This window comes from Butyrivibrio fibrisolvens, assembly GCF_023206215.1.
In the GTDB taxonomy this organism is placed as follows: Bacteria; Bacillota; Clostridia; order Lachnospirales; family Lachnospiraceae; genus Butyrivibrio; species Butyrivibrio fibrisolvens_C.
In genome coordinates, this window is the sequence record NZ_CP065800.1 from 3,394,043 (window position 1) to 3,417,155 (window position 23,113).

The following is a 23,113-nucleotide window of genomic DNA, read 5'->3' on the forward strand; positions in this document are numbered from 1 at the left end:
ATTGATAAGTAAATATATCAATCTAAGAATATGGAGGCCACTTATGAAAATCGTATTTCTTGACCGCAAAACAATAGGTGAAGATATTGATCTAACCCCTTTTAACAGATTTGGAGAAGTTGTGATACATGACTTCTCAAAGCCGGAGGAAGTTCCTGCAAGGGTCGAGGATGCAGATATTATCATCCTTAACAAAGTCCCGATCAATGAAAAGACAATCGGAACTGCCAAGAATCTAAAGCTTGTATGTGTCACAGCAACAGGTGTCAATAATCTCGATCTTGACTATCTTGCATCAAAAGGCATTGAATGGCGCAATGTTGCAGGATATTCTACTCAGACAGTTACACAGCACACCTTTGCTCTTTTGTTCTATCTTTTTGAAAACCTTGCATACTATGACAACTATGTTAAGACAGACGGATATACCAAAGATTTTATGTTCACACATTTTGAAAAAAGATTTGGAGAGCTCTGCGGTAAGACATATGGTATAATCGGTCTTGGTGCTATCGGAAGACAGGTTGCAAGCGTTGCCAAGGCTTTTGGATGCAATGTAATCTACTATTCAACCTCTGGTAAAAATCATGACTCAGAATATAAGGAAGTTTCTTTTGACGAATTATTAGAAACATCCGATATTATATCTATTCATGCACCGCTTAATGACGCAACCGCCAACCTGATTAATAAGGACGCCCTTTCCAAGATGAAGAAATCTGCAATTCTCTTAAACCTTGGACGTGGTCCTATTGTTAACGAGAAGGATCTTGCTGATGCTCTTGAAAACGGAACTATCCGTGCTGCGGGTCTTGACGTACTCTCTGTTGAACCAATCGAAGAGTCCAATCCTCTTCTTAAGATCAAGGACAGCACTAAGCTTCTTATAACACCTCATATTGCATGGGCTAGTGTAGAAGCAAGAACAAGACTCATGAAGATCATTGAGGATCACATCGACAAGTTCCTTGCCGGTAAATAAGTTATTTTTAGGATTTATATAGATGAACATATATTATGCGCCCATGGAGGGCATCACAACATATCTGTACAGACAGCTTCACAATAAGTATTTTGGAGGGGTGGATACATATTTCACCCCTTTTATTAGTGTATTTCCCGATCACTATATCAAAAAGCGTGATGAGAGGGAGATAGATCCTGCCAACAACGAAGGGATGAGGGTCGTACCTCAGGTTCTGGCCAACAGTTCCAAAGAGCTCATATGGATCTTCAAAAAGCTCACCTCCATGGGCTATGATGAAATCAATCTCAATCTTGGATGTCCATCCGGCACAGTTACAGCTAAGGGTAGAGGTTCAGGATTTTTAAAAGAGCCTGATAAGCTAGGTACCTTCTTTGACGAAGTATTCGATTCTCTAGGCGATGATGCACGAAAACTATCAGTTAAGACCAGGATCGGGTATCTTGACGCATCTGAGATGGAGCATCTGTCCAAGATATATGCCAGATACCCTATCAAGGAGCTGACTATACACCCACGTATCAGGAAACAGTTCTATAAAGGTGTTCCTGATATGGAAGTATTTGAAAAGGCTCTTATGATGAGCTCTTGCCCTGTATGCTACAACGGCAATGTATTTACTCTGGATGACTACAATAATATCAATGATAGATATGGATATAAGGAAGGCTCAGATCTTCATGATGTAAGTGGTGGGCTAAAGGAAGGTTCTGGTCTTCATGATATAGGTGATATGACCAAAGATACCTTAGATATTCATGATATAAATGGTGATCTATCAAAAGATATCACTCTGCATTATCATATGAATACAGCCGGTTCTGCAGATAATAAAATATCTTCCGTTATGCTCGGAAGAGGCATCGTAGCTGATCCTTCTCTTGCTCGCCAGATCAAAGGCGGAAGTCACATGGACAAGGCTGAGTTCAAAGAGTTCAGACGCGCTATGGAAGCTATGTACAAAGAGAATCTTAAAGACGGCAATAATGTCTTCAACAAGATGAAAGAGATGTGGTTCTACATGTCACAGTCTTTCGAAGGTTCAGAAGGCTACATAAAGAATATACTAAAATCAAAATCATATGCAGAGTACCTGGCAGCAGCCAACACGCTGGAAGGTAACTGTGATATTAAAAGCGGACCAAATGCATCCCCGGTATCCTTCTAAGGACCGGGGATTTTTCATTTGGGATTTTTTAAATTGACCTAATAATATGATGTAGGTGTCAAAAGTTCCTATTGACGCCATATGACTACCGGATTGTTCCGTTTCTCAGAAGCTCAGACAATCCTCAAACATGAAAAAAAAAGTACCACCCCATGAGCTATACTCATGAAACAGTACTCGGCGTGCGCTGCCAGGGTCTCGAACCCTGGACAACCTGATTAAGAGTCAGGTGCTCTACCAACTGAGCTAGCAGCGCATCTTTATTATCTTTTGTTGCTGTCGTTCCTTGCAACAAAAGATACTTTACTACAACCTTAAGATAAATGCAAGTACTTTTTTGAAAAATCTTTTATTCGATTCATAACAAACGTTTTTGTGATATATATTGTTCATGATCATTCATTCTTCTACATGCATTCCATTGCCGCCTTTTCCATTAAGGGTAGAGCTTTTGCAAAATCAGCTTCACTAGCTGCGCCAAAGCTTACAAGGAAATGGTGATCATATTGGCTGTTATGGCTATAACAATAGTCGTTTATGCAAGACAGCTTTATTCCCTTATATGACAATGCTTTTATAAACTTCTCATCATCAAGGCTATCAGGAGCCTTTAGGACTATTCTAAGACCTGCAACATCCTTTATCGGTACAAATATACCTGTTTCACTGTTTTCTTTTTGTTTTTGGATATAGGATCTGTCAGCATGAGTATTGTCATGAGTCTCTTTAGTATCATCATATTTTTCTTTAGTATCATTCCTATTGATAGAACCCTTTTCTTTGGATTCAAATAATCTCATGATGCTTTCACGCCTTTTGCCATAATAATTCCTCATTCTGGAAAGGTGACGTTCATAGTATCCTCCATTTATAAATTCTGCCAGAACCAGCTGTTCAAAAGAAGAAACCGTCCCTGAGTAAAACGATAATTTCTGCCTGTAACGATCCATTAGTTTATCCGGAAGGACCATGAAGGCTATCCTTATAGACGGAGCCAGGGTTCTTGTAAATGTATTCATGTAAATGACCCTTTCAGGATATGCAGCAGCAATAGGAGAAATAGGCCTTCCTGAAAATCTAAACTCTGAATCGTAGTCATCCTCTGCTATATAGGCATCTTCCCTTTCAGCCCAGTCTACAAGCTGAGCCCTCCTGCCGGCAGACATGACAACACCTGTAGGGAAATGGTGAGATGGCGAGATATTAACAAGTCTTACGCTTGTTCCTTCCAGCACAGATACATCCAGGCCGTCCCTATCAACAGGTATATGAAGACACTTGTGCCCGGCTCTCTCACACAGAAGGCCCATCTTCTTGTATCCGGGATCTTCTACAGCTGTAAGTGCACCTCCGCCTGACAATATCAAAAGTATATTTTCTAAATATTCCGTACCCGGTCCTACTATGATATTATCAGGATCTGCATCTATACCCCTGCTTCTCATAAGATAACCGGCGATTGCATATCTAAGAACGGGAAGTCCGCAAGGATCTGGTGGTGCAAGGCATTCCGGATTTCTGTCAGACAAGACTTTGCGCATGAGTTTGGACCATATATCAAACGGGAAGGCATCATCAAAAAGACGCTGCGATACAAAATCTGCTATATCAGGAACTTGGGGAATATCTCTTTCAATAACACCAGATATATTATTGTTACTATTAGTAATATTGGCTTTACTATTAGTATTATTGGCTCTACTATTAGTATTATTGGCTCTACTATTGGTATTATTGGCTTTGCTATTGGTATTATTGGCTTTTCTACTAGTATTATCAGTTTTGATATTGCCAATACTATTATTAGCATATCTATGATTAAGATATATATTACCATTTGACGATCTGCTGCTATCATCACTATAGTCACTCATTACAAATCGTCCTGCGTCAAAGCTTACATAATATCCGCTTCTCTCCCTGCTTTCGATATAGCCTTCCACAAGGAGCTGTTCGTATGCATTCTCAACGGTTATAAGTGCAACGCCCTCCTGCCTTGCAAGACGTCTCTTAGAAAGGAGCTTCTCGCCGTTTCTAATCCTGCCGCTTACTATATCATTTCGAATACATTTATACAGATACTCATAAATTGGTACATTGCCTCTTTTTTCTACATCATACATATATTCTTCCCCCTTGTTTCTTATCCACATGAACAGGTTACGATATATCTTACTTGTTTTTCTTACTTGTTTTTCTTACTTGTTTTTCTTACTTGTTTTTCTTACTTGTTTTTCTTACTTGTTTTTCTTACTTGTTTTTCTTACTTGTTTTTTTACTAATTTTTCTTTTAATTTTGTGTATATCTGGTCTTATTCAAAATTCATAAAATGGTTATAATAATAATTCCAGTTTTATAATATACTCTTTAATCAGTGATGGCAATGTCATTTGCCTTTAGACATTACAAGCACACCGGCTCATTCTATTTTTTCCAGAATAGGTCCGGACAATTACTACACTCAGATACAGACAGATTGGAGACCCGCTATGAAGAGAATCGTATCAATTCAAGACATTTCCTGCGTAGGCAAGTGCTCGCTTACTGTAGCACTTCCTATCATCAGCGCCATGGGAGTTGAGACATCGATCGTGCCGACCGCTGTACTCTCCACACACACTATGTTCAAGGGATTTACATTTAGAGATCTTACAGATGATATGCTCCCAATTCTGGAGCATTGGAAGAAAGAAGGCTTTAAATTCGATGCAATCTATACAGGATATCTGGGAAGCCTTCGTCAGATAGATATAGTAAAAGAATATTTTGACTCACTTAAAGGTGAAAACACAGCCATTATAGTCGATCCTGCCATGGCCGATAATGGCAAGCTTTATGTTGGTTTTGATGAGGCATTTGCCAAAGAGATGCTGAATCTATGCACCAAGGCAGATATCACACTTCCTAACATATCCGAAGCTGCTCTTATGCTTGGTGAAGAGTACCCGGGTGAAGAGGCAAATGAAGATGTAGTCAGAGGCCTTCTAACAAAACTTGTTAATGCAGGATGTAAGTTCCCTGTGATAACAGGTGTTACTCTTGATAACGGAAGCTTTGGTTTTATAGGTCTTAACAGTGAAAATGGCGAATTCATAAGCTATGGCACCACCAAGGTTCCTTATAAGTCTCACGGAACAGGTGATGTATACGCCAGCGCATTCACAGGTGCTCTTACTCTTGGCAAGAGTGTATATACTGCCCTTAAGATAGCTACAGACTTCACAGCTGCCAGCATCCGTAATACATACGAAGACCCTTACAGCGTAAACTATGCCGTAAACTTCGAAGCTGAGATACCGTATCTTCTTAAGCTCATAAATGAGAATTAATACTATTAAACTAATAGAAATAAATATACTTGAACTTCCAAATTGGAATATCAAATTTACATAAGATTGTATATCAATAAAGCCTTCGACAATGTCGAAGGCTTTCATACAATAATTGTATTATTTATAAGTTTTCTGGTCCAAAGCTGTTAGGAAGCATCTCTGAAAGAGTCTGAACAGTAACCTTGCCATCAGCCCCTTCAAGTATTATCTCAAAATCAGGTCCGCAGAACTCTCTCATTACCTGTCTGCAGATACCACATGGCTGTGAATCAGTGAGTTTATCTATATTGCCATTCTCATCCTCAGGACCGCCTACTATGGCAATCGCTTTAAAGTTTTTCTCCCCATTGGCAATAGCTGTAAAAAACGCTGTACGTTCTGCGCAGTTAGTAGCGCCGTATGAAGCGTTCTCAACATTACATCCGCCATATATCTTACCCTCTTTTGTAAGAAGCGCAGCGCCTACATGAAAATGTGAATAGGGCACATATGACATCTTGCGCATCTCTTTGGCCTTATCTAAAAGCTTCGTATAATCCATACCTTTTACCATCCTTTATGCTGATATTACCACCTAACCTGAAGGTTGCTATATATTAGTTCATCTTTCAAGTCAGTAATAGGTGCCAAATGACACCCCTGTCATTTTGACACCCACATATATAATATCAGATATTCCAAAAATAGCCAAACTATTTATCAGTACATTATGTTAGTAGTTTTTCACAGTAATTGTGTTATCAATCGTACTCAAAAATTCCTTGCACGGCATCTGAAACATTCATGATATCCTCATACGCTAGAAAATCAACCCTATTACATTCTCTTGCCCCAGGATCTATCGCTTTAATCTGCTCGCAAATTACAGTTCCAGACTCGCCCTTTTTCCCGCACACCGGAATATGTATAGGCCCAGCCTTAATATTAGAAAGCATAGGACATACATGAAATATGCCAGTTGCTTTTATAAAAGCATTTTTACTAACTATAACAAACAACTGTCTTTTGAAACCTGATATTCTTATAATGTCTCCCTGACAAAACCCGCTCATAAAATCTCTCTTCCTACAGGTTCACCCCAATCAAAATCGCAAACCGTTATCTCACCGTTAAACTCCGCAAGTCGTTCTTCAAAAGTTTTATGAACAAACTGCTTTCTAAGTACAATACTGTCATTTTCTATTTCTATATCCAACACATCAGAAACCTTTAACTGCAATTTTTCCAGTATATCCTTAGGTATTCGTATTCCCTGGCTATTACCCCAGCTTCTTATTGCAACCTGTTCCATAGGATCACCTCCTTCGTATGTATATACATTATACCGTATATCCTTTGTGTATGCAATCACCTGCTGTAGTTCTAATCCGTTATAAATGCGGTATTTTAAACGCTTTAACTCTTTATCGTTATTTTGTTATTGTATAAAGGCCTATTCAGGATTCACTCCCGAATAGGCCTTTCTCTATCCCATTTCATTTTAATAGATCAAAGCGCCTCAATACTTGCATGATACTCCTGAAGTGATCTTACAGGCACTCCTTCGCCAAGTTTCTCTGCTCCTATTCCTTCTGCTGATGCTCTTGCTGCAGCCATTGTGGTGATGTAAGGGATATGATGCTTGATGGCATTCTTACGGATGTAGCTGTCGCTTACATCATCTTTTTTGGTAGTAGGAGTATCTACGATAAGGTCAATCTCACCATTGGTGATAGCATCTACGATATCAGGTCTTCCCTCGAATATCTTATTGATCCTCTTTGCAGGTATACCTGCTTCACTTATCATGGTATAGGTCCTGCCTGTTGCAAGGATGTTAAAACCATCATCATGGAACTTCTGTGCAACCTCTACAAGCTCAGGCTTATCCTTGTCATTGACGCTGATAAGTACGGTTCCTTCTGTAGGAAGCTCCGTCTTAGTTCCTTCCTGAGCTTTGAAGAATGCTCTGCCCCAGTCTTCAGACAGGCCCAGTGCTTCACCTGTAGATCTCATCTCAGGTCCAAGTACAGGGTCTACTTCAGGGAACATGTTGAATGGGAATACTGCCTCTTTGACTCCATAATAAGGAATCTTCCTGTCGCGGAGCTTGCCTACAGGTGACTCGCAGCCAGTTATAGGAAGCGTCATGATATTCGTAGCTTCTCTAACCATATTGATATCGCATACTTTGGATACAAGCGGTACTGTACGGGATGCTCTTGGATTAGCTTCAAGAACATATACCACGCCGTCCTCTATGGCATACTGCATGTTCATAAGGCCTACTACATGCATTTCTTTGGCTATACGTCTTGTATAGTCTTTGATCGTAGCAACGGTCTCATCACTTAGATGCTTAGAAGGAAGTACACAAGCAGAGTCGCCGGAGTGAATACCTGCAAGCTCGATATGTTCCATAACAGCCGGTACGAATACATCTTCACCATCACTTATTGCATCTGCTTCACATTCTATTGCATGATTAAGGAACCTGTCGATAAGAATAGGCCTATCCGGTGTAACGCCTACCGCCTGAGCCATGTATATATCCATCTGTTCATCGCTGTGAACGACTTCCATACCACGACCGCCGAGTACGTACGAAGGACGTACCATAACAGGATATCCGATCCTACCTGCTATCTCCTTGGCTTCTTCTACATTTGAAGCCATTCCTGACTCTGCCATAGGGATTCCAAGTCTTTCCATCATATCTCTGAAGAGATCTCTGTCTTCAGCCATATCTATGGTTTCAGGACTTGTTCCAAGGATGTTGACACCATTTTTCTTAAGGTCTGATGCCAGATTAAGAGGTGTCTGTCCGCCGAACTGGGCTATAACTCCAATAGGCTTCTCCTTCTTGTAGATACTAAGTACATCTTCAAGTGTAAGAGGCTCGAAGTAGAGCTTATCTGATGTATCATAATCCGTTGATACAGTCTCAGGATTACAGTTGACAATAACTGTTTCAAATCCAAGCTTCTTAAGAGCAAAAGCTGCATGTACACAGCAATAGTCAAATTCAATACCCTGACCTATCCTGTTAGGTCCGCCTCCAAGGATCATAACTTTAGGCTTATCTGTACTTACAGGACTATTATCTTTTATATTATAACTTGAGAAATAGTATGCACTGTCCTTAGTTCCGCTTACATGTACGCCTTCCCAGCCTTCTGTAATGCCGGCGCTTTCACGCGTACTTCTGATATCATCTTCAGATACGTGACATATCTGTGCCAGATACTTATCAGAAAAGCCATCTTTCTTGGCTTTTTCAAGAACTGTAATCTCCGGAACCTTACCATAAGAAGTCTTAATAATCTCCTCTTCTTCCTCAACAAGTTCTTTCATCTGCTCTATAAAATATCTCTTGATCTTAGTAAGTTCATAGAGTCTGTCTATATCAGCGCCCTTTCTGAGAGCTTCGTACATGATGAACTGGCGCTCACTTGTAGGGATGACAAGCATTTTGTAAAGCTCGTCAAGTGTTTTTGTATTAAAGTCTTTGACAAATCCAAGGCCATAGCGGCTCTTTTCAAGTGAACGGATAGCCTTCTGGAAAGCCTCTTTATATGTCTTACCGATAGACATTACTTCACCAACGGCTCTCATCTGCGTTCCAAGATGGTCTTCTACGCCTTTGAACTTCTCGAATGCCCATCTTGCAAACTTGATAACAATATAATCTCCGTCCGGCTTATATTTATCAAGGGTTCCGTACTTGCCACACTCGATGTCATCAAGGTCAAGTCCGCAGGCAAGCATAGCAGAAACAAGAGCAATAGGGAATCCTGTTGCCTTGGATGCAAGTGCTGATGAACGTGATGTACGGGGATTGATCTCGATAACTATGATACGATCTGTCTTGGGATCATGTGCAAACTGGCAGTTACAGCCGCCGATAACCTGAACCTTATCAACGATCTTGTATGCCTGTTCCTGAAGTCTGTCCTGGACTTCCTGGGATATTGTAAGCATGGGGGCAGAGCAAAAAGAATCGCCAGTGTGAACACCCATCGGATCTATATTCTCTATAAAGCATACTGTTATCATCTGGCCTTTGGAGTCTCTTACTACTTCAAGTTCGAGCTCTTCCCAGCCTATAACAGACTCTTCTACAAGCACCTGATGTACCATAGAAGCCTGAAGACCACGTGCACATACTGTCTTTAACTCTTCTACATTGTAAACAAGGCCGCCGCCTGAGCCGCCCATAGTATACGCCGGACGAAGTACTACTGGATATCCAAGTCTTGAAGCTATCTCAACAGCTTCATCAACAGAATATGCAACCTGGCTTCGTGCCATTTCAATTCCAAGTTCGTCCATTGTATTCTTGAACTCGATCCTGTCTTCACCGCGCTCGATGGCATCGATCTGTACACCTATTACTTTGACGCCATACTTCTCAAGTACGCCTGCCTTTGAAAGTTCAGAAGCAAGATTAAGACCTGACTGGCCGCCGAGATTAGGAAGAAGGGCATCAGGGCGCTCTTTTTCGATAATCTGAGTAAGTCTTTTGACATTAAGAGGCTCGATATAGGTAACATCAGCCGTCTCTGGATCTGTCATGATAGTTGCGGGGTTAGAATTAACAAGGATGATCTCATAGCCCAGCTTTCGAAGAGCTTTACAGGCCTGAGTGCCGGAATAATCGAATTCGCACGCCTGACCTATGATGATCGGGCCGGAACCGATGATTAGAATGCGGTGGATATCTTCACGTTTCATGTCTTTGATCTGCCTCCCAAATTTCATTATGATACGTACAGTGACCGGATATGGACAAGTCAATATACTCTTTTCAACTATACATACGATAGCATACTGAGAGACATTATAGCAAAATAAATTCAAAAAAACAGGACTAAAATTAATCTGATCAAAAGATTAATTTTAGTCCTGTATGTGATTAATAATGATCTATTCATTTAGTCATTATAGAACTTGCCATCAGCACCCTTGGTCTTAATAGCAACTCTTCCAAAGAAACGCTCCTGGCTTCTTTCTACTTTCATGGAATCCTTACGACCGGATCCCTTTTTACCTGACTTGTCTGCGTTTCTAAAGGTCCTTGCGCTCTTATCAAAGGACTTGGAATCACGAGATCCCTTGCCTCTTACATCTCTTGCGCTTCTGCCATCGCGGCTGTAGCTCTTGGAAGGCTTGCCATCACGGCCAAATCTTGCGCCTTTGCCATCACGACTTCTTCCTGATCTGCCATCTTTACCATAACCGGAACGAGCACCATCACGGCTTCCTCTTCCGTATCCGGAACGTGCGCCGTCGCGGCCTCTTGATCTTCCATCACGACCGCCTCTTCTTCTCTCAGGGATCTTAAGATCTTCTACATCCTTGCCCATCTTGAGTCTCATGAAACCTGCAGCAAGCTGTTCAGCGGTATACTCGCCCTCTTCAACCTTCTGCTGGATAAATGCCATAACAGAATCTACATCGCCGTTTTCAATTACATCTATAACTTCTGCAAATACCTTCTGGGACTTAGCCTTAGTGATATCCTTGGCAGAAGGAACCTTGCGCTCTTCGATCTTGGTGTGGCAGATCTTCTCGATGTCACGGATCTTGTATGTCTCACGACCTGAACACAGTGTAAAGCTCTTACCGCTCTTGCCGGCTCTTCCTGTACGTCCGATACGGTGAACATAGTATTCAATATCTTCCGGAATATCGAAGTTGAATACACAATCAACTCCGCTTACATCGATACCTCTTGCTGCAACATCAGTTGCGATAAGGATGTTGATGCGGCCGTTTCTAAAGATATTCATGACCATGTCACGCTGGTTCTGAGACAGGTCACCATGAAGTCCGTCAGCCTGATATCCTCTGTCTTTGAGCATACTTGCAAGCTGATCTACCATTCTCTTAGTATTAGCGAATATCAGAGATCTCTGTGGCTGATAGTAATCAAGAAGTCTTGTAAGAACCTCAAACTTCATCTCTCTTGGTATTACAAAGTATGACTGCTCGATAGACTTAACAGTGATCTCCTTGGGAGTCATACGGATATACTCAGCATCAGCCTTCTGATACTGTCTTGTGATCTCAAGGATAGGCTTTGGCATGGTAGCTGAGAAAAGAGCTGTCTGGCGATCCTCAGGCATTCCCTTAAGGACTGTCTCGATATCTTCTCTAAAGCCCATGTCAAGCATCTCATCAGCTTCATCAAGTACCAGAGTCTTAACCGCATCCATCTTCATGGTATGACGTCTCATGTGATCCATAACACGTCCGGGTGTTCCTACTACGATCTGAACGCCCTGAGACAGAGCCTTGATCTGACGTACTATATCCTGTCCACCATATACTGCAAGAGTCTTGATACCATGCATATACTTGGCAAAATCTCTAAGATCATCTGCAGCCTGCATAGCAAGCTCTCTTGTAGGGCAGAGGATTACTGCCTGAAGACGCTTGTCATCAGGATTAACATTAGAAAGAACCGGGATACCGAATGCAGCAGTCTTACCTGTACCTGTCTGAGCCTGTCCGATGATATCCTTGCCCTTGAGCATTACAGGGATTGCAGCTGCCTGAATAGGAGACATATATTCAAATCCCATCTCTGATACCGCTCTGATGATACGTTCGTCAAGTTCTGACTCATCATAACGGACGCGGTTATCTTCTTTGTCTTCGCCAACTTCTTCATTTGAAGCTGACTCTTCTAATGTTGATGCATTATCTACCATTGATGCATCTTCATTTATATCTGAATATGATGTTGTTTTGGCTGAATCCTCTGCATATGTTACTGTGTCAGATTCAAGTATAACTTCTGATGCCGATGTTTCAAGTGCTGATGTTTCGTAGTTCTTTGTTTCAAAAATTGTTGTATCTATTGTTGTTACCTTATCTTTCTTTTCTGAATCTTTATCAAAAAAATCTTTTTTAAACTTGTCTTTCTTAAACTTATCCTTCTTGAACTTGTCTTTTCTTTCAGACTCTTCAGATGGACGATCTGACTGTGCAAGAATGTCATGGCTCTTTTTCTTGGAACCAAAAATTCCTCTCTTCTTGCTGATCTGACTGTAAACGTCTTCCTCTCTGTGCTTGAACTTCTCATCGCCGAGACCGAATATCTCGAGATCTTCTAAAATATCGCTCATTCCTAAACCTTTCCGGCACTTATGTGCCTTATGCGGTTCCTGGACGCCCTTCAAAATCAATTACAAAACAAAAACAGCAGGCAAGATCTTTAAGGCCTGCTGTTTCAAAAAAGTAATAAAGCTTAGTGCTTTTATTCTTTAAGCATCACTTAAACCACATATAATACTAATTACTGCAGCATCTGCAGCATACCATGAATCGCACGCTGTGCTGCCAGTCTGCGTACCTGTCTTCTGTCTCCTTCAAACAGGTGCTTCTCTGTTACGACCATTCCTTTTACATAGAATCCTATGTATACACATCCAACCGGTGCAAGTTCTGTTCCACCACCCGGTCCTGCGATTCCTGTTACAGAGACGGCTACATCCGCATCCGCAATTTGTGCACATCCACGCGCCATGGCCTCTGCGCATTGTGGACTGACCGCAGTAAAATTATCAAGAATATCCTGATCAACTCCAAGCATTTCATGCTTGGCCTCGTCACAATATGTAACAAAGCTTCTTTTAAAAACTTCTGATGAACCGGCGACATCAGTGATCGCCGCAGCTACCATGCCGCCTGTACAGGACTCGGCGCATGATATAGTAAGCTTTTTTTGTGCCAGTAGGTGCACTAATAATTCATTTTCGTTCAAAGAGTGTGCCTTTCAACTATTATATAGATATTCGCGAAAACGTCAAGGTATTATCGTAAATAAACTTATGTTGCAAGCAATGAAAATAGCTAATGGCTCAAATTGGTGTAGCTAAAGGCACCAATTTGAGAAGTTAATTTCTAATCAACCTTTGAAAATGGAACATTTTCAAACTTTTACATCTGGCCATCCATCACGTTCCAGTTCTTAAGCAGATAATCTACAAGTGAGATAATAGTAAGAGCTACTGCTATCACCGTAATGATCCATGTCAATACGCCATAGATCTGTCCGAAGACGCCAGCCTCACTCCAGGCATAATCCACATCTATGATCATCATAATGACCATGATCATCTGGAATGTTGTCTTGAACTTGCCCCACATACTTGCAGCTATGACTTTGCCCTTCTCAGCAGCAATGAGTCTGAAACCACTTATGATGAACTCTCTGGCAACAATCACTATTACGATCCAAGTCCAGATACGATTCATACCCACAAGGCATATAAGTGCGGATATTACAAGCATCTTATCTGCAAGGGGGTCCATAAACTTTCCAAAATCAGTTATAAGGTTATATTTACGGGCAATCTTGCCATCAGCCATATCTGTAAGACTTGCTATTACAAATAATATAAGTGCGATCCATTTAAATCCTGTAAGCATGAATGCTACAAAAAAAGGAATCATGATAACTCGAAGCAACGTAAGTTTGTTAGGTAAATTCATCTTGTCCTCTTTCCGCCTGTTACGGCAAAAAATAATCTTCTTCATCATCTTTTACTGTCTGTAAATCTCCCAAAGCAAAACAGTAAAATAACCCTCATTCTGCTAATTCACCAATAAGATCATACTCATCAGAACCTGTGATCATTACATCAACAAATTTGCCACTCATAAGATCATAAGGAACATTTTCTATAAAGAGGAAACCGTCTATATCAGGACTGTCCTTATAGGTTCTTGCAACATATGTGTACAGCGGTCTTCCCTGATCATCTGTATCCGGATCTTCATCACCAATCCTGCCTTCTATGATGGCTTTAAGTTTCCTTCCAACCATCTTCCTGGCGCCTTCAAATGCAAACTCCTGCTGCATCTTCATAAGTTTGGTACGACGAGTCTTCTTGGTTCTCTCAGGCACCTGATCTTCCATAGCTGCAGCGACAGTATCCTCTTCAGGTGAATATGTGAAAACACCAAGTCTGTCAAATCTAAGATCAGAGATAAGTTTCATGGTCTGATTGTGATCATCTGCTGTCTCACCGGGGAAACCTGAAATAAGAGTTGTACGAAGGCAGATATCCGGAATCTCTGAGCGAAGCTTCTCAACAATCCTTCTGATATCTGCATTATCAGTACGTCTACCCATCTTACGAAGGATTGCATCACTGCCTGACTGTATAGGCAGATCAAGATAATGGCAGATCTTAGGCTCTTTCTTCATAACTTCGATAAGCTCATCTGTTATCTCTTCAGGATAGCAGTACATGATACGGATCCATTCGAATCCCTCTATCCTGCAAAGCTTTGTCAAAAGCTCAGGAAGCATCTTTTTGCCATACAGATCTACGCCATATACAGTAGTCTCCTGAGCTACTATGATAAGCTCCTTGATACCGTTATAGGCAAGCTCCTCAGCTTCCTTAATAAGATCTTCCATAGGAACGCTTCTGTAATGTCCACGAACCTTAGGAATGATACAGTATGTACAATTCTTGTTACAGCCCTCAGCGATCTTGAGATAACTATAGGCTGTTCCTGTGGAAAGTATTCTGTTATACGTAACAGGCTTTCTATCGATGCTCTCGAAATAGTTCTGTACCTGTCCTTTTAATACTTCATCCAGAGCTTCTACTATCTTGTCAAAAGCTGTAGTTCCGAGGATACTGTCAACTTCAGGAATCTCCTTCTGGATCTCTTCCTTGTAACGCTGACCAAGGCATCCTGCAACTATCAGTGCACGAAGCTTGCCGCTCTTTCTAAGTTCAGCAAGCTCTAAGATAGTATCGATGCTTTCCTGTTTAGCATCATTAATAAAGCAGCAGGTGTTGATTACTGCTGCTTCTGCACTTTGTGCATCATCTGTAAATTCATAACCATGCTCAGCAAGTATACCGAGCATATACTCGGTTTCTACACGGTTTTTCTCGCAACCTAGAGAAATAAATAATATCTTCATAATATGGAAATTATTGCCTTATAAATTACTCTTCTTCTGACTCTTCTGTTTCATTAACAGCTTCATCAAGAGATGCTGCAGCCTTCTGGCTACCTTCTTCAGCATTCTTCTGCTCTATAAGCTGAGCCATAGCTTCCTTCTCTTCATCTGTAAGGATTGCAAGCTTATCAGCATAAAGTTCCTTAACAGCTGTGCTTAATGGCTTGTCCTTAGGATCAACATTGATCATCGCTTCATCGCCAGCTACAAGCTGTCTTGCACGCTTAGCAGTAGCCATAACGATTGAATAACGGCTGCTGATTACAGGCTCTTCACCTTCCTCTACTCCTTTATTAACTACATTCATGAGATCTACATAAGACGGATGAATCATATTCTTTTTCCTTTCGTAAATGCATATTAACCTAATAATTAATTTTATACCATGCTGTCAAATTTTAACAGCAAAACCAAGCAATTTCAACAAAAATATTATGTCGAGTTTATAAATAATTCCTTATAACCTTATCTTAACACAATTTTAAGCGAATTTCTGAACCTCATCACGAATCTTGTCGATGAATTCCTGATTCCTTGAAGGAGTATTGTGTGCGCTGTCAATTACCTGATGCATCTTGTCTACGCACTCCTGAAGGTCATCATTGACAAGGATGTAGTCATACTCTTCGATGCCCTCTGACTCTTCAACTGCTCTCTTAAGGCGGCCTCTTATAACTTCATCAGATTCTGTACCACGTCCTCTGAGTCTTTTTTCAAGTTCAGCAGCAGACGGAGGCATTACGAATAATAAAAGTGCATCCGGGTACTGCTTCCTTATCTGTCTTGCGCCCTGGATCTCGATCTCAAGGATCACGTCCTTGCCTTCTTCCATCTGCTTTTCTACAAAGCTTCTGGGTGTTCCGTAATAGTGTCCGCAGTATCCTGCATGTTCTATAAGTCCGTCTTCTTCTATGAGCTTCTCGAACTCATTATCTGTAATGAAGAAGTACTCTCTTCCGTTCTCTTCGCCCGGTCTTGGATCTCTGGTCGTAGCAGAAACAGACAGTGCATAACCGTCATACTTCTTGACCAGTTCCTTCATAAGTGTACCTTTGCCTGTGCCGGAAAAACCTGACACAACTACTAAAAATCCTTTACGTTTCATCTGTATCTTTTCCTATACTTCCTGTTTGTATTCTTGATGCAATCGTCTCCGGCAAAAGAGCCGAGAGAACGACTGTATTATTCTCCATAATAAGGACAGCTTTGGTCTTCCTGCCTGCGCTGGCATCTATGATACGGCCCTCATCCCTGGCTTTCTGGACAAGGCGCTTAACAGGCGCTGCATCAGGAACAACTATACTGATGACCTTATCAACATTAACAATATTACCAAAACCTATATGAGTAAACATATACACCTCTTAATAGCTATGTCCAAAGCTATGATAGCTACCGCTCATCAGCTCCTCGACTAATGCGCTATTTTTACTCGATATTCTGAATCTGCTCTCTTATCTTCTCTATCGTAGTCTTGAGCTCGATAGCCTTGTCAGAAACAGCTATATCTGTAGACTTGGAAAGAGTGGTGTTGGCTTCTCTGTTCATCTCCTGAGCAAGGAAGTCAAGCTTTCTGCCGATTCCGTTCTCATCATCGCCTTCTTCCAAAGCGCTTCGAACAGCTTCAATGTGGCTTCTGAGTCTTACAAGCTCTTCATCTACACAGATCTTATCTGCAAAAATGGTAACTTCCATAGCAAGCCTGTTCTCGTCTATCTGAGTATCTTCAAGAAGAGCTGCGATCTTCTCACGAAGAGAAGTCTTGTATTCCTCGATGATCTGCGGAGACCTTAGCGTGATGAATTCTACATCCTGCTGCATGATATCAAGTTTCTTGTTAAGATCTTCCTTGAGGAACTCACCCTCTCTTGATCTTGCAGCCGCAAACTGCTCACACGCCTCATCAAGAGCCTTTTTAAGTGGCTCCCAGAGAGTCTTTTCATCTATCTCCATAGCTTCCATAGTAAGAACATCAGGGAATCTTGCAAGAACTGAAAGTCTTACGTCATTCTGTAATCCAAAATCTTCTGACATCTGTTTCAGGCAGTCCATATATTCAGCAGCGATATCATGATTGTACTGAACTTTGGTATCAGCCTCCGTAAGGTCTTCATAGTTTATAAAAACATCAACCTTACCTCTTTTCATATATAACTTAAGTTCCTTGCGGATGTCTGCTTCAAGTGAATTGAACATCTTGGGCATCTTGATTCCAAGGTCCAGATATCTGTTGTTTACTGATTTAAGTTCTACACTGATACGGCGATTGTCGAAGCTGACTTCGCTTCTGCCGAATCCTGTCATACTGCTGACCATAAAAAGCCTCCGAATTAGATTTTGATTTCAATCAAGAAAATACATAGATATAAACATTATAGGACGAAGTCAATATTAGCGTCAACAAGCTACGCGACGCATAAAGTCCCATAAAATTAGGGGCGCATCTTCATTACGCCCCATAGCCGCCATATCAGTCAGTCTGTGTAAGGGCTGATATATCCGGTTTTATAGCCATCGAGTAATTAGTATAATACACTACAAATCCCGGTTTGGCACCGCCGGGCTTCTTGACATTCTTGCGCTGGAGATAGTCGATCTCTACTTTCTCCTGCTCCTTGGCTTTAGAATAAAAAGCCGCAAGTGCTGCTGCCTCTTCAAAAGCCTTGTCCGGAACTTCCTTGCCACCTGTTTGAAGTATTACATGTGATCCGGGCATACCCTTGGCATGGAACCACCAGTCTCCGCCATTAGCTACCTTAAAAGTCAGCTGGTCATTCTGATAATTGTTCTTGCCAACATATATATCAAAACCATCTGAGCTCTTATAATGAAGCGGCTTACTCTTTGTCTGAAGCCTTGAAGATTTCTTCTTTTCACCCCTTTTATGGATATAGCCTGCTTCTACAAGCTCATCTCTTATAGGAACAAGATCTTCTTCGCCCTGTGCTATATCAAGTGCATTCTGAATGGACTCAAGATGGTCTTTTTCTGCTTCTACTTCCTTAGTAAGCGTTTCGAGGTTCTCAGCAGTACGCTTGAGCTTATTGTACCTTTCAAAATACCTCTTGGCGTTCTGACTGGCTGTAAGCGTAGGATCAAGCGGGATCGTAAGATCATTTCCTGTATTATAATCATTGACAGTTATAGACTTGGCAGAAGGCTCTGCGCTATATCCATACACATTAAGAAGCTCTCCGTATACGCGGTATTTATCCCTTTTCTCAGTATCCTTGAGCTGCTGAAGCTGAAGGTCATACTTTCTTACAGTCCTTTCAAGAGCTGTAGCAACGATATGCCTTAAGTCTGCAGACTTCTGACGTATCCTTGTTATAGCATTTTTCTCAGCATAATAGCTCTCCAAAAGGGATGACATATTGTCATAATCCTTGAGCATACATCCCGGCATCTTCTCATAGGTCATAAGATGAAAAGGTGCATACTCTTTGGGCTGACCATTCTCATAGCATATGGCAGGTTTATACTCGCCATCTTTTATCCTTGTCATAAAAAGGTCGAATACATTATAAAGTCTCTCCATCTGGCCGCTTGAAAGTGCAGATGCAGGAAGCTGTGAGTCAACATCAGCTCTGAAACATATCTCCTGAGCTATAGTTGAAGCAAATCCTGTATATGAACCATATATAGCCTTAAACACAGGACCCGCTTTTTCCAAAAGAGCCTTGTCAAAAGACTCTCTTGTAGCCTCTTTGGGGTTGAGCTTGTTCTGCTGATCAGGGATGAAGTACTCTCTTCCCGGCAGTACCTCACGAACTGATGATACTGACGCAGGTACATGCTTAATAGAATCTATTATAGTATTGTCATCATCTACAAAGATGATATTGGAATACTTGCCCATAAGCTCTATAAGAAGAGTTTTGGTCTTCATATCTCCCATCTCATCCATGTGCTCTACATTGAACCTAATGATACGCTCCATGGAAGGCTGCTCTATAGATCTGATACGCCCATTTAGAAGATGTTTCCTTAGCACCATGCAGAAAGTAGGTGCCTGCTGGGGACTGGGCTTATTCTCATCAGACATATATACAAGCGGAAGAGACGCATCTGCAGACAGATATACTCTGACTTGTCCTCCTCCACGCTCAGCCTGAGGCTTGATCGTAAGAAGGATCTCATCCTTCTCCGTCTGCGCTATCTTGTAAATGCGGCCGTCAGTACATCTGTCTGACAATTCTCTTGTTATCGCCGCAACTGTGATACCATCGAATGCCATTTAAGCTTTCCTTTCACGCATTGAAAAAAGATATACTGATCATTCTGTTATTCTTTTTCCAAAGCAAATACAATCTTGTAAAAGAGGCAAGCCCAATCAAGGCCTGCCTCAAACCATTATCATCTACTGATATATGTACATTCATATACCCTGTGCCATATCTGTACTATAAATGTCCAGGCATAAGGTCATCACTGCAATTATGGCTGTACGAAGCCGATCTTCTTGTATACCTTACGAAGAGTCTTGTTGGCAACATAAGAAGCCTTCTGAGCGCCTTCTCTGTAGACAGATTCAAGATATGCCTTGTCTGCAAGGATTCTCTTAGTCTCATCCTGAATAGGTTTAAGAGCATCTATAACGACCTCACCTACTGCAGGCTTGAACACACCGTATCCCTGACCTTCGAACTCCTTCTCGATTTCTTCAAAACTCTTACCTGTGAAGGTTGAGTAGATGTTCATAAGGTTGGCTACACCAGGCTTGTTCTCTCTATCATAACGTACACAGTTCTCTCTATCTGAGTCTGTAACTGCACGCTTAAACTTACGAGCGATAACATCAGGCTCATCCATAAGAAATACGCATCCGTCAGGAACTGACTTACTCATCTTGTCTTCAGGTGTAGACAGACCATAGATCCTGGCTCCTGTCTTAGCGATAAGAGGTTCAGGGATCTTGAATACATCGCCATATATATTATTGAATCTTGTAGCAATATCACGTGTTATCTCAACATGCTGCTTCTGATCTTCTCCAACAGGGACGAAATCAGGCTGATACAGAAGGATGTCAGCAGCCATAAGTGAAGGATATGCAAAAAGACCTGCATTGATATTGTCCTTGTGCTTAGCAGACTTATCCTTGAACTGAGTCATACGAGACAGCTCACCAAACATGGTATAGCACTGCAGAACCCATCCAAGCTGTGAATGCTGCGGTACATGTGACTGAATGAAAAGAGTGTTCTTCTCAGGATCAAGACCGCATGCGATATACTGTGCAAGCTGATTAATAGTTCTCTTACGAAGTGCTGCTGGATCCTGTCTTACAGTGATAGTATGAAGGTCTGCCATGAAATAAAAGCAGTCATACTCATCTTCTCTTACTTTCCAGTTCTTGATGGCTCCAAGGTAGTTGCCAAGGTGAAGATCACCACTCGGCTGTATTCCTGAAAGAAGTACTTTCTTCTTTTCCTGTGTTGTTTCTAATGATTTATTCTCTTCCATTTTAAAATCCTCGTCTTTTCTTTTTAGGGTATTTGTCGTCTATTATGAAGATCAGCCTGATATCGGCTGTCTTCCGGACATATTATGGTTTCAGATGTCGTTATAGGCTACGCCATCGAAGCACAAGACGAAGGTTCTTGTTAATAACCATTGTGTTCATATATTTTGAATTCCCTTACAATGTGACTTTCAAACTAGTATACCATCAAAGGAATGCTTTTTTAAGTACCTATTTAAAAAAGACCACATTTGTGGTCTTTTTTATGTCTATTCCTCTTAGACAATGCAGTATATATTTTCATAAAAGCTTCACTTTTTTTAGTATAGGTATTAGTTTGTATCCCTTTGGAAGGCTTCTGAGAACTTCTTCTGTGATAGTACCGCTCTTTATAAGTACTGCCGCATAAGTCAGTGCGCCGATTCCTATCGCTATAGCTGTAGCAATAAGGTTCACAAAATATCCAACTTCTGCCATTCCGCCAAAAGGAATAGTCAGTACAAAGTAAACCGCAAATGCCGCAGCACCCATCACCACGGCTGCTACAGCAGGCATAATGTAGATTGACTTTGTATCAAGGTTAAGACCAAGTCTCTTTCTGCAGGAAATATCATTTAGTACAAAAAGGATAAAGGCATATATAACCCTCGTAATTACAAGGCTCATATTATCAAGTGGTGTTACTAATAGAATAACTATAAGTATAACTGTCTGAGCCACAAGTGCTATCAATGCGTTTATAACCGGCACAAAAAGTCTGCCGGTTCCCTGCAGTACGGAGTTAGTTATGGTTGACTGCGAATAAAAGATTACTGTAAGCGATAGAACAGAAAGAAGCATAGCCGCCTGATCAAGAGATCCTCTTTGAGGGAAAAGGATCATCGTAACAGGTCTTGCAAGTGCTATAAGCCCTATAGCTGATGGAATAGCAACAAGCATTGAAACACGGATAACTTTAGTTGCTATCTCCTTAGACTGCTCTTTTTCTCCCTTAATGAATTTAGCTGAAATGCTTGGTATCATAGCAGATGCCATAGCAGAAGCCATAGCGATCGGTATAGTTGTAATAGTAAGTGCCTTACCTGCATATATTCCATACATGGATGCCGTATCAGACTCACTTAATCCCCTGACACCCATCATGAAAGCGTAGAAGATCTTCTGATTAATGTTAGGTGTGATGTTATAAAGAACAGTACTAAAAAGAAACGGAAGTACGACCATCACTATCTGGAAGATTATCATCCTGGTACTCTCCACCTGCCCCTTATCACTAGCAATCCTCTTTCTAACATTAGCCCTGTTTACATAATAAACAAAAAGCATAAATAAAAGAGCTGTAAGAACACCTGCACCTGTACCAAGAGCGCTTCCTGCAGCGCCATAGATCGCAGGATTAACCGAAGGATCTGTAGCCATCTTCGAAATAGCAATATTAGTAAGAACAAAAGCTGCAAGTATGCTGACCACAGCATTAATGATCTGCTCCGCTATCTGGGATATAGATGTAGGAACCATAGTCCTGTTCGCCTGGAAATATCCCCTTAAAACGCCAAGAGGTCCATACAGAAGAACTGTAGGCCCGAATACTCTAAGTACATAAGCTCCCCCTTCTCCAACAAGAAATCTTGATAAAGCCATAAGAAGGATTCCGCATATAGTACCTGATATTCCTACAAAGACAAGGGCACAGCGAAAAAGCTTCTGCGCGCTCTTGTACTGCCCAAGTGCATACTTCTGAGACATAACCTTGGATATAGCCGAAGGTATGCTATAAGATGCAATCATAAGAGCAGTTATATACCAGTTGTATGCAGCATTATAATATCCATTGCCCTCATCTCCTATAATTGAAGTAAGAGGGCTCTTATATAAAAGACCTATGATCCTTACAACAATACCTGCCGCAGCCAGTATACCTGCCTGTTTTAATATTCCGTTACTACCATTTTCTGCCATGATATTAAATCTTCTTTCATAAAAATCTTCCCCACGTAGTATATAATCAATCCGCCCTTTAGACAAGTTTTTACCAGCACATATTCAAATCAGCCCCACCACTTACAGGCTTGCCCGCTCCATCCTAGTGACAGCATCCTCGAAGGAGTGTCCGGGACAGATAGATAATAAAAATACCACGCTTTTAACTGTTTTATAAAATTCATGAGCGTGATAGATGGAGTTTTTTAT

Annotated in this window: 19 protein-coding genes and 1 tRNA gene; 3 read left to right on the forward strand and 17 right to left on the reverse strand. The window is 41.2% G+C overall.

Translation table 11 applies throughout. The features are described from left to right. Window positions 1-43 precede the first annotated feature (43 nt). A complete protein-coding gene (locus I7804_RS14135; protein WP_022756150.1) occupies window positions 44-982 on the forward strand; it encodes a D-2-hydroxyacid dehydrogenase in 939 nt (312 codons plus the stop codon). A gap of 22 nt (window positions 983-1,004) precedes the next feature. After that, a complete protein-coding gene (locus I7804_RS14140; protein WP_248403953.1) occupies window positions 1,005-2,153 on the forward strand; it encodes a tRNA dihydrouridine synthase in 1,149 nt (382 codons plus the stop codon). A gap of 183 nt (window positions 2,154-2,336) precedes the next feature. On the opposite strand, the gene I7804_RS14145 is transcribed toward I7804_RS14140, so the two are convergent. Both I7804_RS14145 and I7804_RS14150 read right to left on the reverse strand, forming a co-directional pair. Continuing rightward, window positions 2,337-2,409, reverse strand: a tRNA-Lys gene (locus I7804_RS14145). Between the two features lie 151 nt (window positions 2,410-2,560). Then, complete coding sequence (locus I7804_RS14150) at window positions 2,561-4,276, reverse strand: PLP-dependent aminotransferase family protein (RefSeq protein ID WP_248403954.1); 1,716 nt, start codon at window positions 4,274-4,276, stop codon at window positions 2,561-2,563. A 367-nt stretch (window positions 4,277-4,643) separates the two neighbouring features. Here I7804_RS14150 and I7804_RS14155 point away from each other — a divergent pair, with 367 nt between their 5' ends. Then, the gene (locus tag I7804_RS14155) at window positions 4,644-5,483 is read left to right on the forward strand and encodes a pyridoxamine kinase (protein WP_248403955.1); all 840 of its coding nucleotides are present in this window, start codon (window positions 4,644-4,646) and stop codon (window positions 5,481-5,483) included. A gap of 124 nt (window positions 5,484-5,607) precedes the next feature. Here I7804_RS14155 and I7804_RS14160 read toward each other — a convergent pair whose 3' ends face one another. The 15 genes from I7804_RS14160 to I7804_RS14230 all read right to left on the reverse strand — a co-directional run bounded on the left by I7804_RS14160 (window position 5,608) and on the right by I7804_RS14230 (window position 22,882). After that, window positions 5,608-6,027 (reverse strand): cytidine deaminase, encoded by a 420-nt coding sequence (locus tag I7804_RS14160; RefSeq protein WP_110073129.1) that lies wholly within the window; start codon window positions 6,025-6,027, stop codon window positions 5,608-5,610. Window positions 6,028-6,226: 199 nt separating this feature from the next. Further along, a complete protein-coding gene (locus tag I7804_RS14165; protein ID WP_022752568.1) occupies window positions 6,227-6,538 on the reverse strand; it encodes a type II toxin-antitoxin system PemK/MazF family toxin in 312 nt (103 codons plus the stop codon). After that, entirely contained in the window at window positions 6,535-6,777 is a 243-nt protein-coding gene (locus tag I7804_RS14170; protein ID WP_022752569.1) for an AbrB/MazE/SpoVT family DNA-binding domain-containing protein, read from the reverse strand. Before I7804_RS14170 ends, I7804_RS14165 begins: the two co-directional genes overlap by 4 nt. A 197-nt stretch (window positions 6,778-6,974) precedes the next feature. Then, the gene (carB, locus tag I7804_RS14175) at window positions 6,975-10,199 is read right to left on the reverse strand and encodes a carbamoyl-phosphate synthase large subunit (RefSeq protein WP_248403956.1); all 3,225 of its coding nucleotides are present in this window, start codon (window positions 10,197-10,199) and stop codon (window positions 6,975-6,977) included. 200 nt (window positions 10,200-10,399) lie between these two features. Continuing rightward, window positions 10,400-12,598: a DEAD/DEAH box helicase gene (locus tag I7804_RS14180; RefSeq protein ID WP_248403957.1), complete on the reverse strand. Its 2,199-nt coding sequence runs from the start codon at window positions 12,596-12,598 to the stop codon at window positions 10,400-10,402. A 170-nt stretch (window positions 12,599-12,768) separates the two neighbouring features. Further along, window positions 12,769-13,236: a CinA family protein gene (locus I7804_RS14185; protein WP_022758466.1), complete on the reverse strand. Its 468-nt coding sequence runs from the start codon at window positions 13,234-13,236 to the stop codon at window positions 12,769-12,771. 176 nt (window positions 13,237-13,412) lie between these two features. Then, window positions 13,413-13,967 (reverse strand): CDP-diacylglycerol--glycerol-3-phosphate 3-phosphatidyltransferase, encoded by a 555-nt coding sequence (gene pgsA, locus I7804_RS14190; protein WP_022752573.1) that lies wholly within the window; start codon window positions 13,965-13,967, stop codon window positions 13,413-13,415. Window positions 13,968-14,061: 94 nt separating this feature from the next. Beyond that, window positions 14,062-15,420, reverse strand: coding sequence for a 30S ribosomal protein S12 methylthiotransferase RimO (rimO, locus tag I7804_RS14195; RefSeq protein WP_022752574.1), 1,359 nt, complete (start codon window positions 15,418-15,420; stop codon window positions 14,062-14,064). A gap of 25 nt (window positions 15,421-15,445) precedes the next feature. After that, window positions 15,446-15,793 (reverse strand): DNA-directed RNA polymerase subunit omega, encoded by a 348-nt coding sequence (rpoZ, locus tag I7804_RS14200; protein ID WP_248403958.1) that lies wholly within the window; start codon window positions 15,791-15,793, stop codon window positions 15,446-15,448. Window positions 15,794-15,940: 147 nt separating this feature from the next. After that, complete coding sequence (gene gmk / locus I7804_RS14205; protein WP_027216220.1) at window positions 15,941-16,564, reverse strand: guanylate kinase; 624 nt, start codon at window positions 16,562-16,564, stop codon at window positions 15,941-15,943. Continuing rightward, on the reverse strand, window positions 16,554-16,814 hold the full coding sequence (locus tag I7804_RS14210; RefSeq protein WP_022752577.1) for a DUF370 domain-containing protein: 261 nt from the start codon (window positions 16,812-16,814) through the stop codon (window positions 16,554-16,556). The genes gmk and I7804_RS14210 overlap by 11 nt, the downstream gene beginning before the upstream one ends. A 73-nt stretch (window positions 16,815-16,887) precedes the next feature. Continuing rightward, entirely contained in the window at window positions 16,888-17,775 is an 888-nt protein-coding gene (locus I7804_RS14215; RefSeq protein WP_022752578.1) for a YicC/YloC family endoribonuclease, read from the reverse strand. A 154-nt stretch (window positions 17,776-17,929) separates the two neighbouring features. Then, window positions 17,930-19,696 carry an Rqc2 family fibronectin-binding protein gene (locus I7804_RS14220; protein WP_248403959.1) on the reverse strand — a complete coding sequence of 589 codons (1,767 nt, stop codon included), beginning with the start codon at window positions 19,694-19,696 and terminating at the stop codon, window positions 17,930-17,932. A gap of 200 nt (window positions 19,697-19,896) precedes the next feature. Next, window positions 19,897-20,925, reverse strand: a complete 1,029-nt coding sequence (gene trpS / locus I7804_RS14225) for a tryptophan--tRNA ligase (RefSeq protein ID WP_022752580.1) — start codon at window positions 20,923-20,925, stop codon at window positions 19,897-19,899. Window positions 20,926-21,223: 298 nt separating this feature from the next. Further along, on the reverse strand, window positions 21,224-22,882 hold the full coding sequence (locus I7804_RS14230; protein ID WP_248403960.1) for a putative polysaccharide biosynthesis protein: 1,659 nt from the start codon (window positions 22,880-22,882) through the stop codon (window positions 21,224-21,226). Window positions 22,883-23,113 lie beyond the last annotated feature (231 nt).

Coding starts and splice junctions, on each gene's coding strand:
- rimO (WP_022752574.1), bottom strand. CDS start 15,420: ATGAAGATATTATTTATTTCTCTAGGTTGCGAGAAAAACCGTGTAGAA.
- rpoZ (WP_248403958.1), bottom strand. CDS start 15,793: ATGATTCATCCGTCTTATGTAGATCTCATGAATGTAGTTAATAAAGGA.
- I7804_RS14220 (WP_248403959.1), bottom strand. CDS start 19,696: ATGGCATTCGATGGTATCACAGTTGCGGCGATAACAAGAGAATTGTCA.
- I7804_RS14170 (WP_022752569.1), bottom strand. CDS start 6,777: ATGGAACAGGTTGCAATAAGAAGCTGGGGTAATAGCCAGGGAATACGA.
- I7804_RS14180 (WP_248403957.1), bottom strand. CDS start 12,598: ATGAGCGATATTTTAGAAGATCTCGAGATATTCGGTCTCGGCGATGAG.
- I7804_RS14160 (WP_110073129.1), bottom strand. CDS start 6,027: ATGGATTATACGAAGCTTTTAGATAAGGCCAAAGAGATGCGCAAGATG.
- gmk (WP_027216220.1), bottom strand. CDS start 16,564: ATGAAACGTAAAGGATTTTTAGTAGTTGTGTCAGGTTTTTCCGGCACA.
- I7804_RS14210 (WP_022752577.1), bottom strand. CDS start 16,814: ATGTTTACTCATATAGGTTTTGGTAATATTGTTAATGTTGATAAGGTC.
- I7804_RS14230 (WP_248403960.1), bottom strand. CDS start 22,882: ATGGCAGAAAATGGTAGTAACGGAATATTAAAACAGGCAGGTATACTG.
- I7804_RS14155 (WP_248403955.1), top strand. CDS start 4,644: ATGAAGAGAATCGTATCAATTCAAGACATTTCCTGCGTAGGCAAGTGC.
- I7804_RS14140 (WP_248403953.1), top strand. CDS start 1,005: ATGAACATATATTATGCGCCCATGGAGGGCATCACAACATATCTGTAC.
- pgsA (WP_022752573.1), bottom strand. CDS start 13,967: ATGAATTTACCTAACAAACTTACGTTGCTTCGAGTTATCATGATTCCT.
- I7804_RS14150 (WP_248403954.1), bottom strand. CDS start 4,276: ATGTATGATGTAGAAAAAAGAGGCAATGTACCAATTTATGAGTATCTG.
- trpS (WP_022752580.1), bottom strand. CDS start 20,925: ATGGAAGAGAATAAATCATTAGAAACAACACAGGAAAAGAAGAAAGTA.
- I7804_RS14135 (WP_022756150.1), top strand. CDS start 44: ATGAAAATCGTATTTCTTGACCGCAAAACAATAGGTGAAGATATTGAT.
- carB (WP_248403956.1), bottom strand. CDS start 10,199: ATGAAACGTGAAGATATCCACCGCATTCTAATCATCGGTTCCGGCCCG.
- I7804_RS14165 (WP_022752568.1), bottom strand. CDS start 6,538: ATGAGCGGGTTTTGTCAGGGAGACATTATAAGAATATCAGGTTTCAAA.
- I7804_RS14215 (WP_022752578.1), bottom strand. CDS start 17,775: ATGGTCAGCAGTATGACAGGATTCGGCAGAAGCGAAGTCAGCTTCGAC.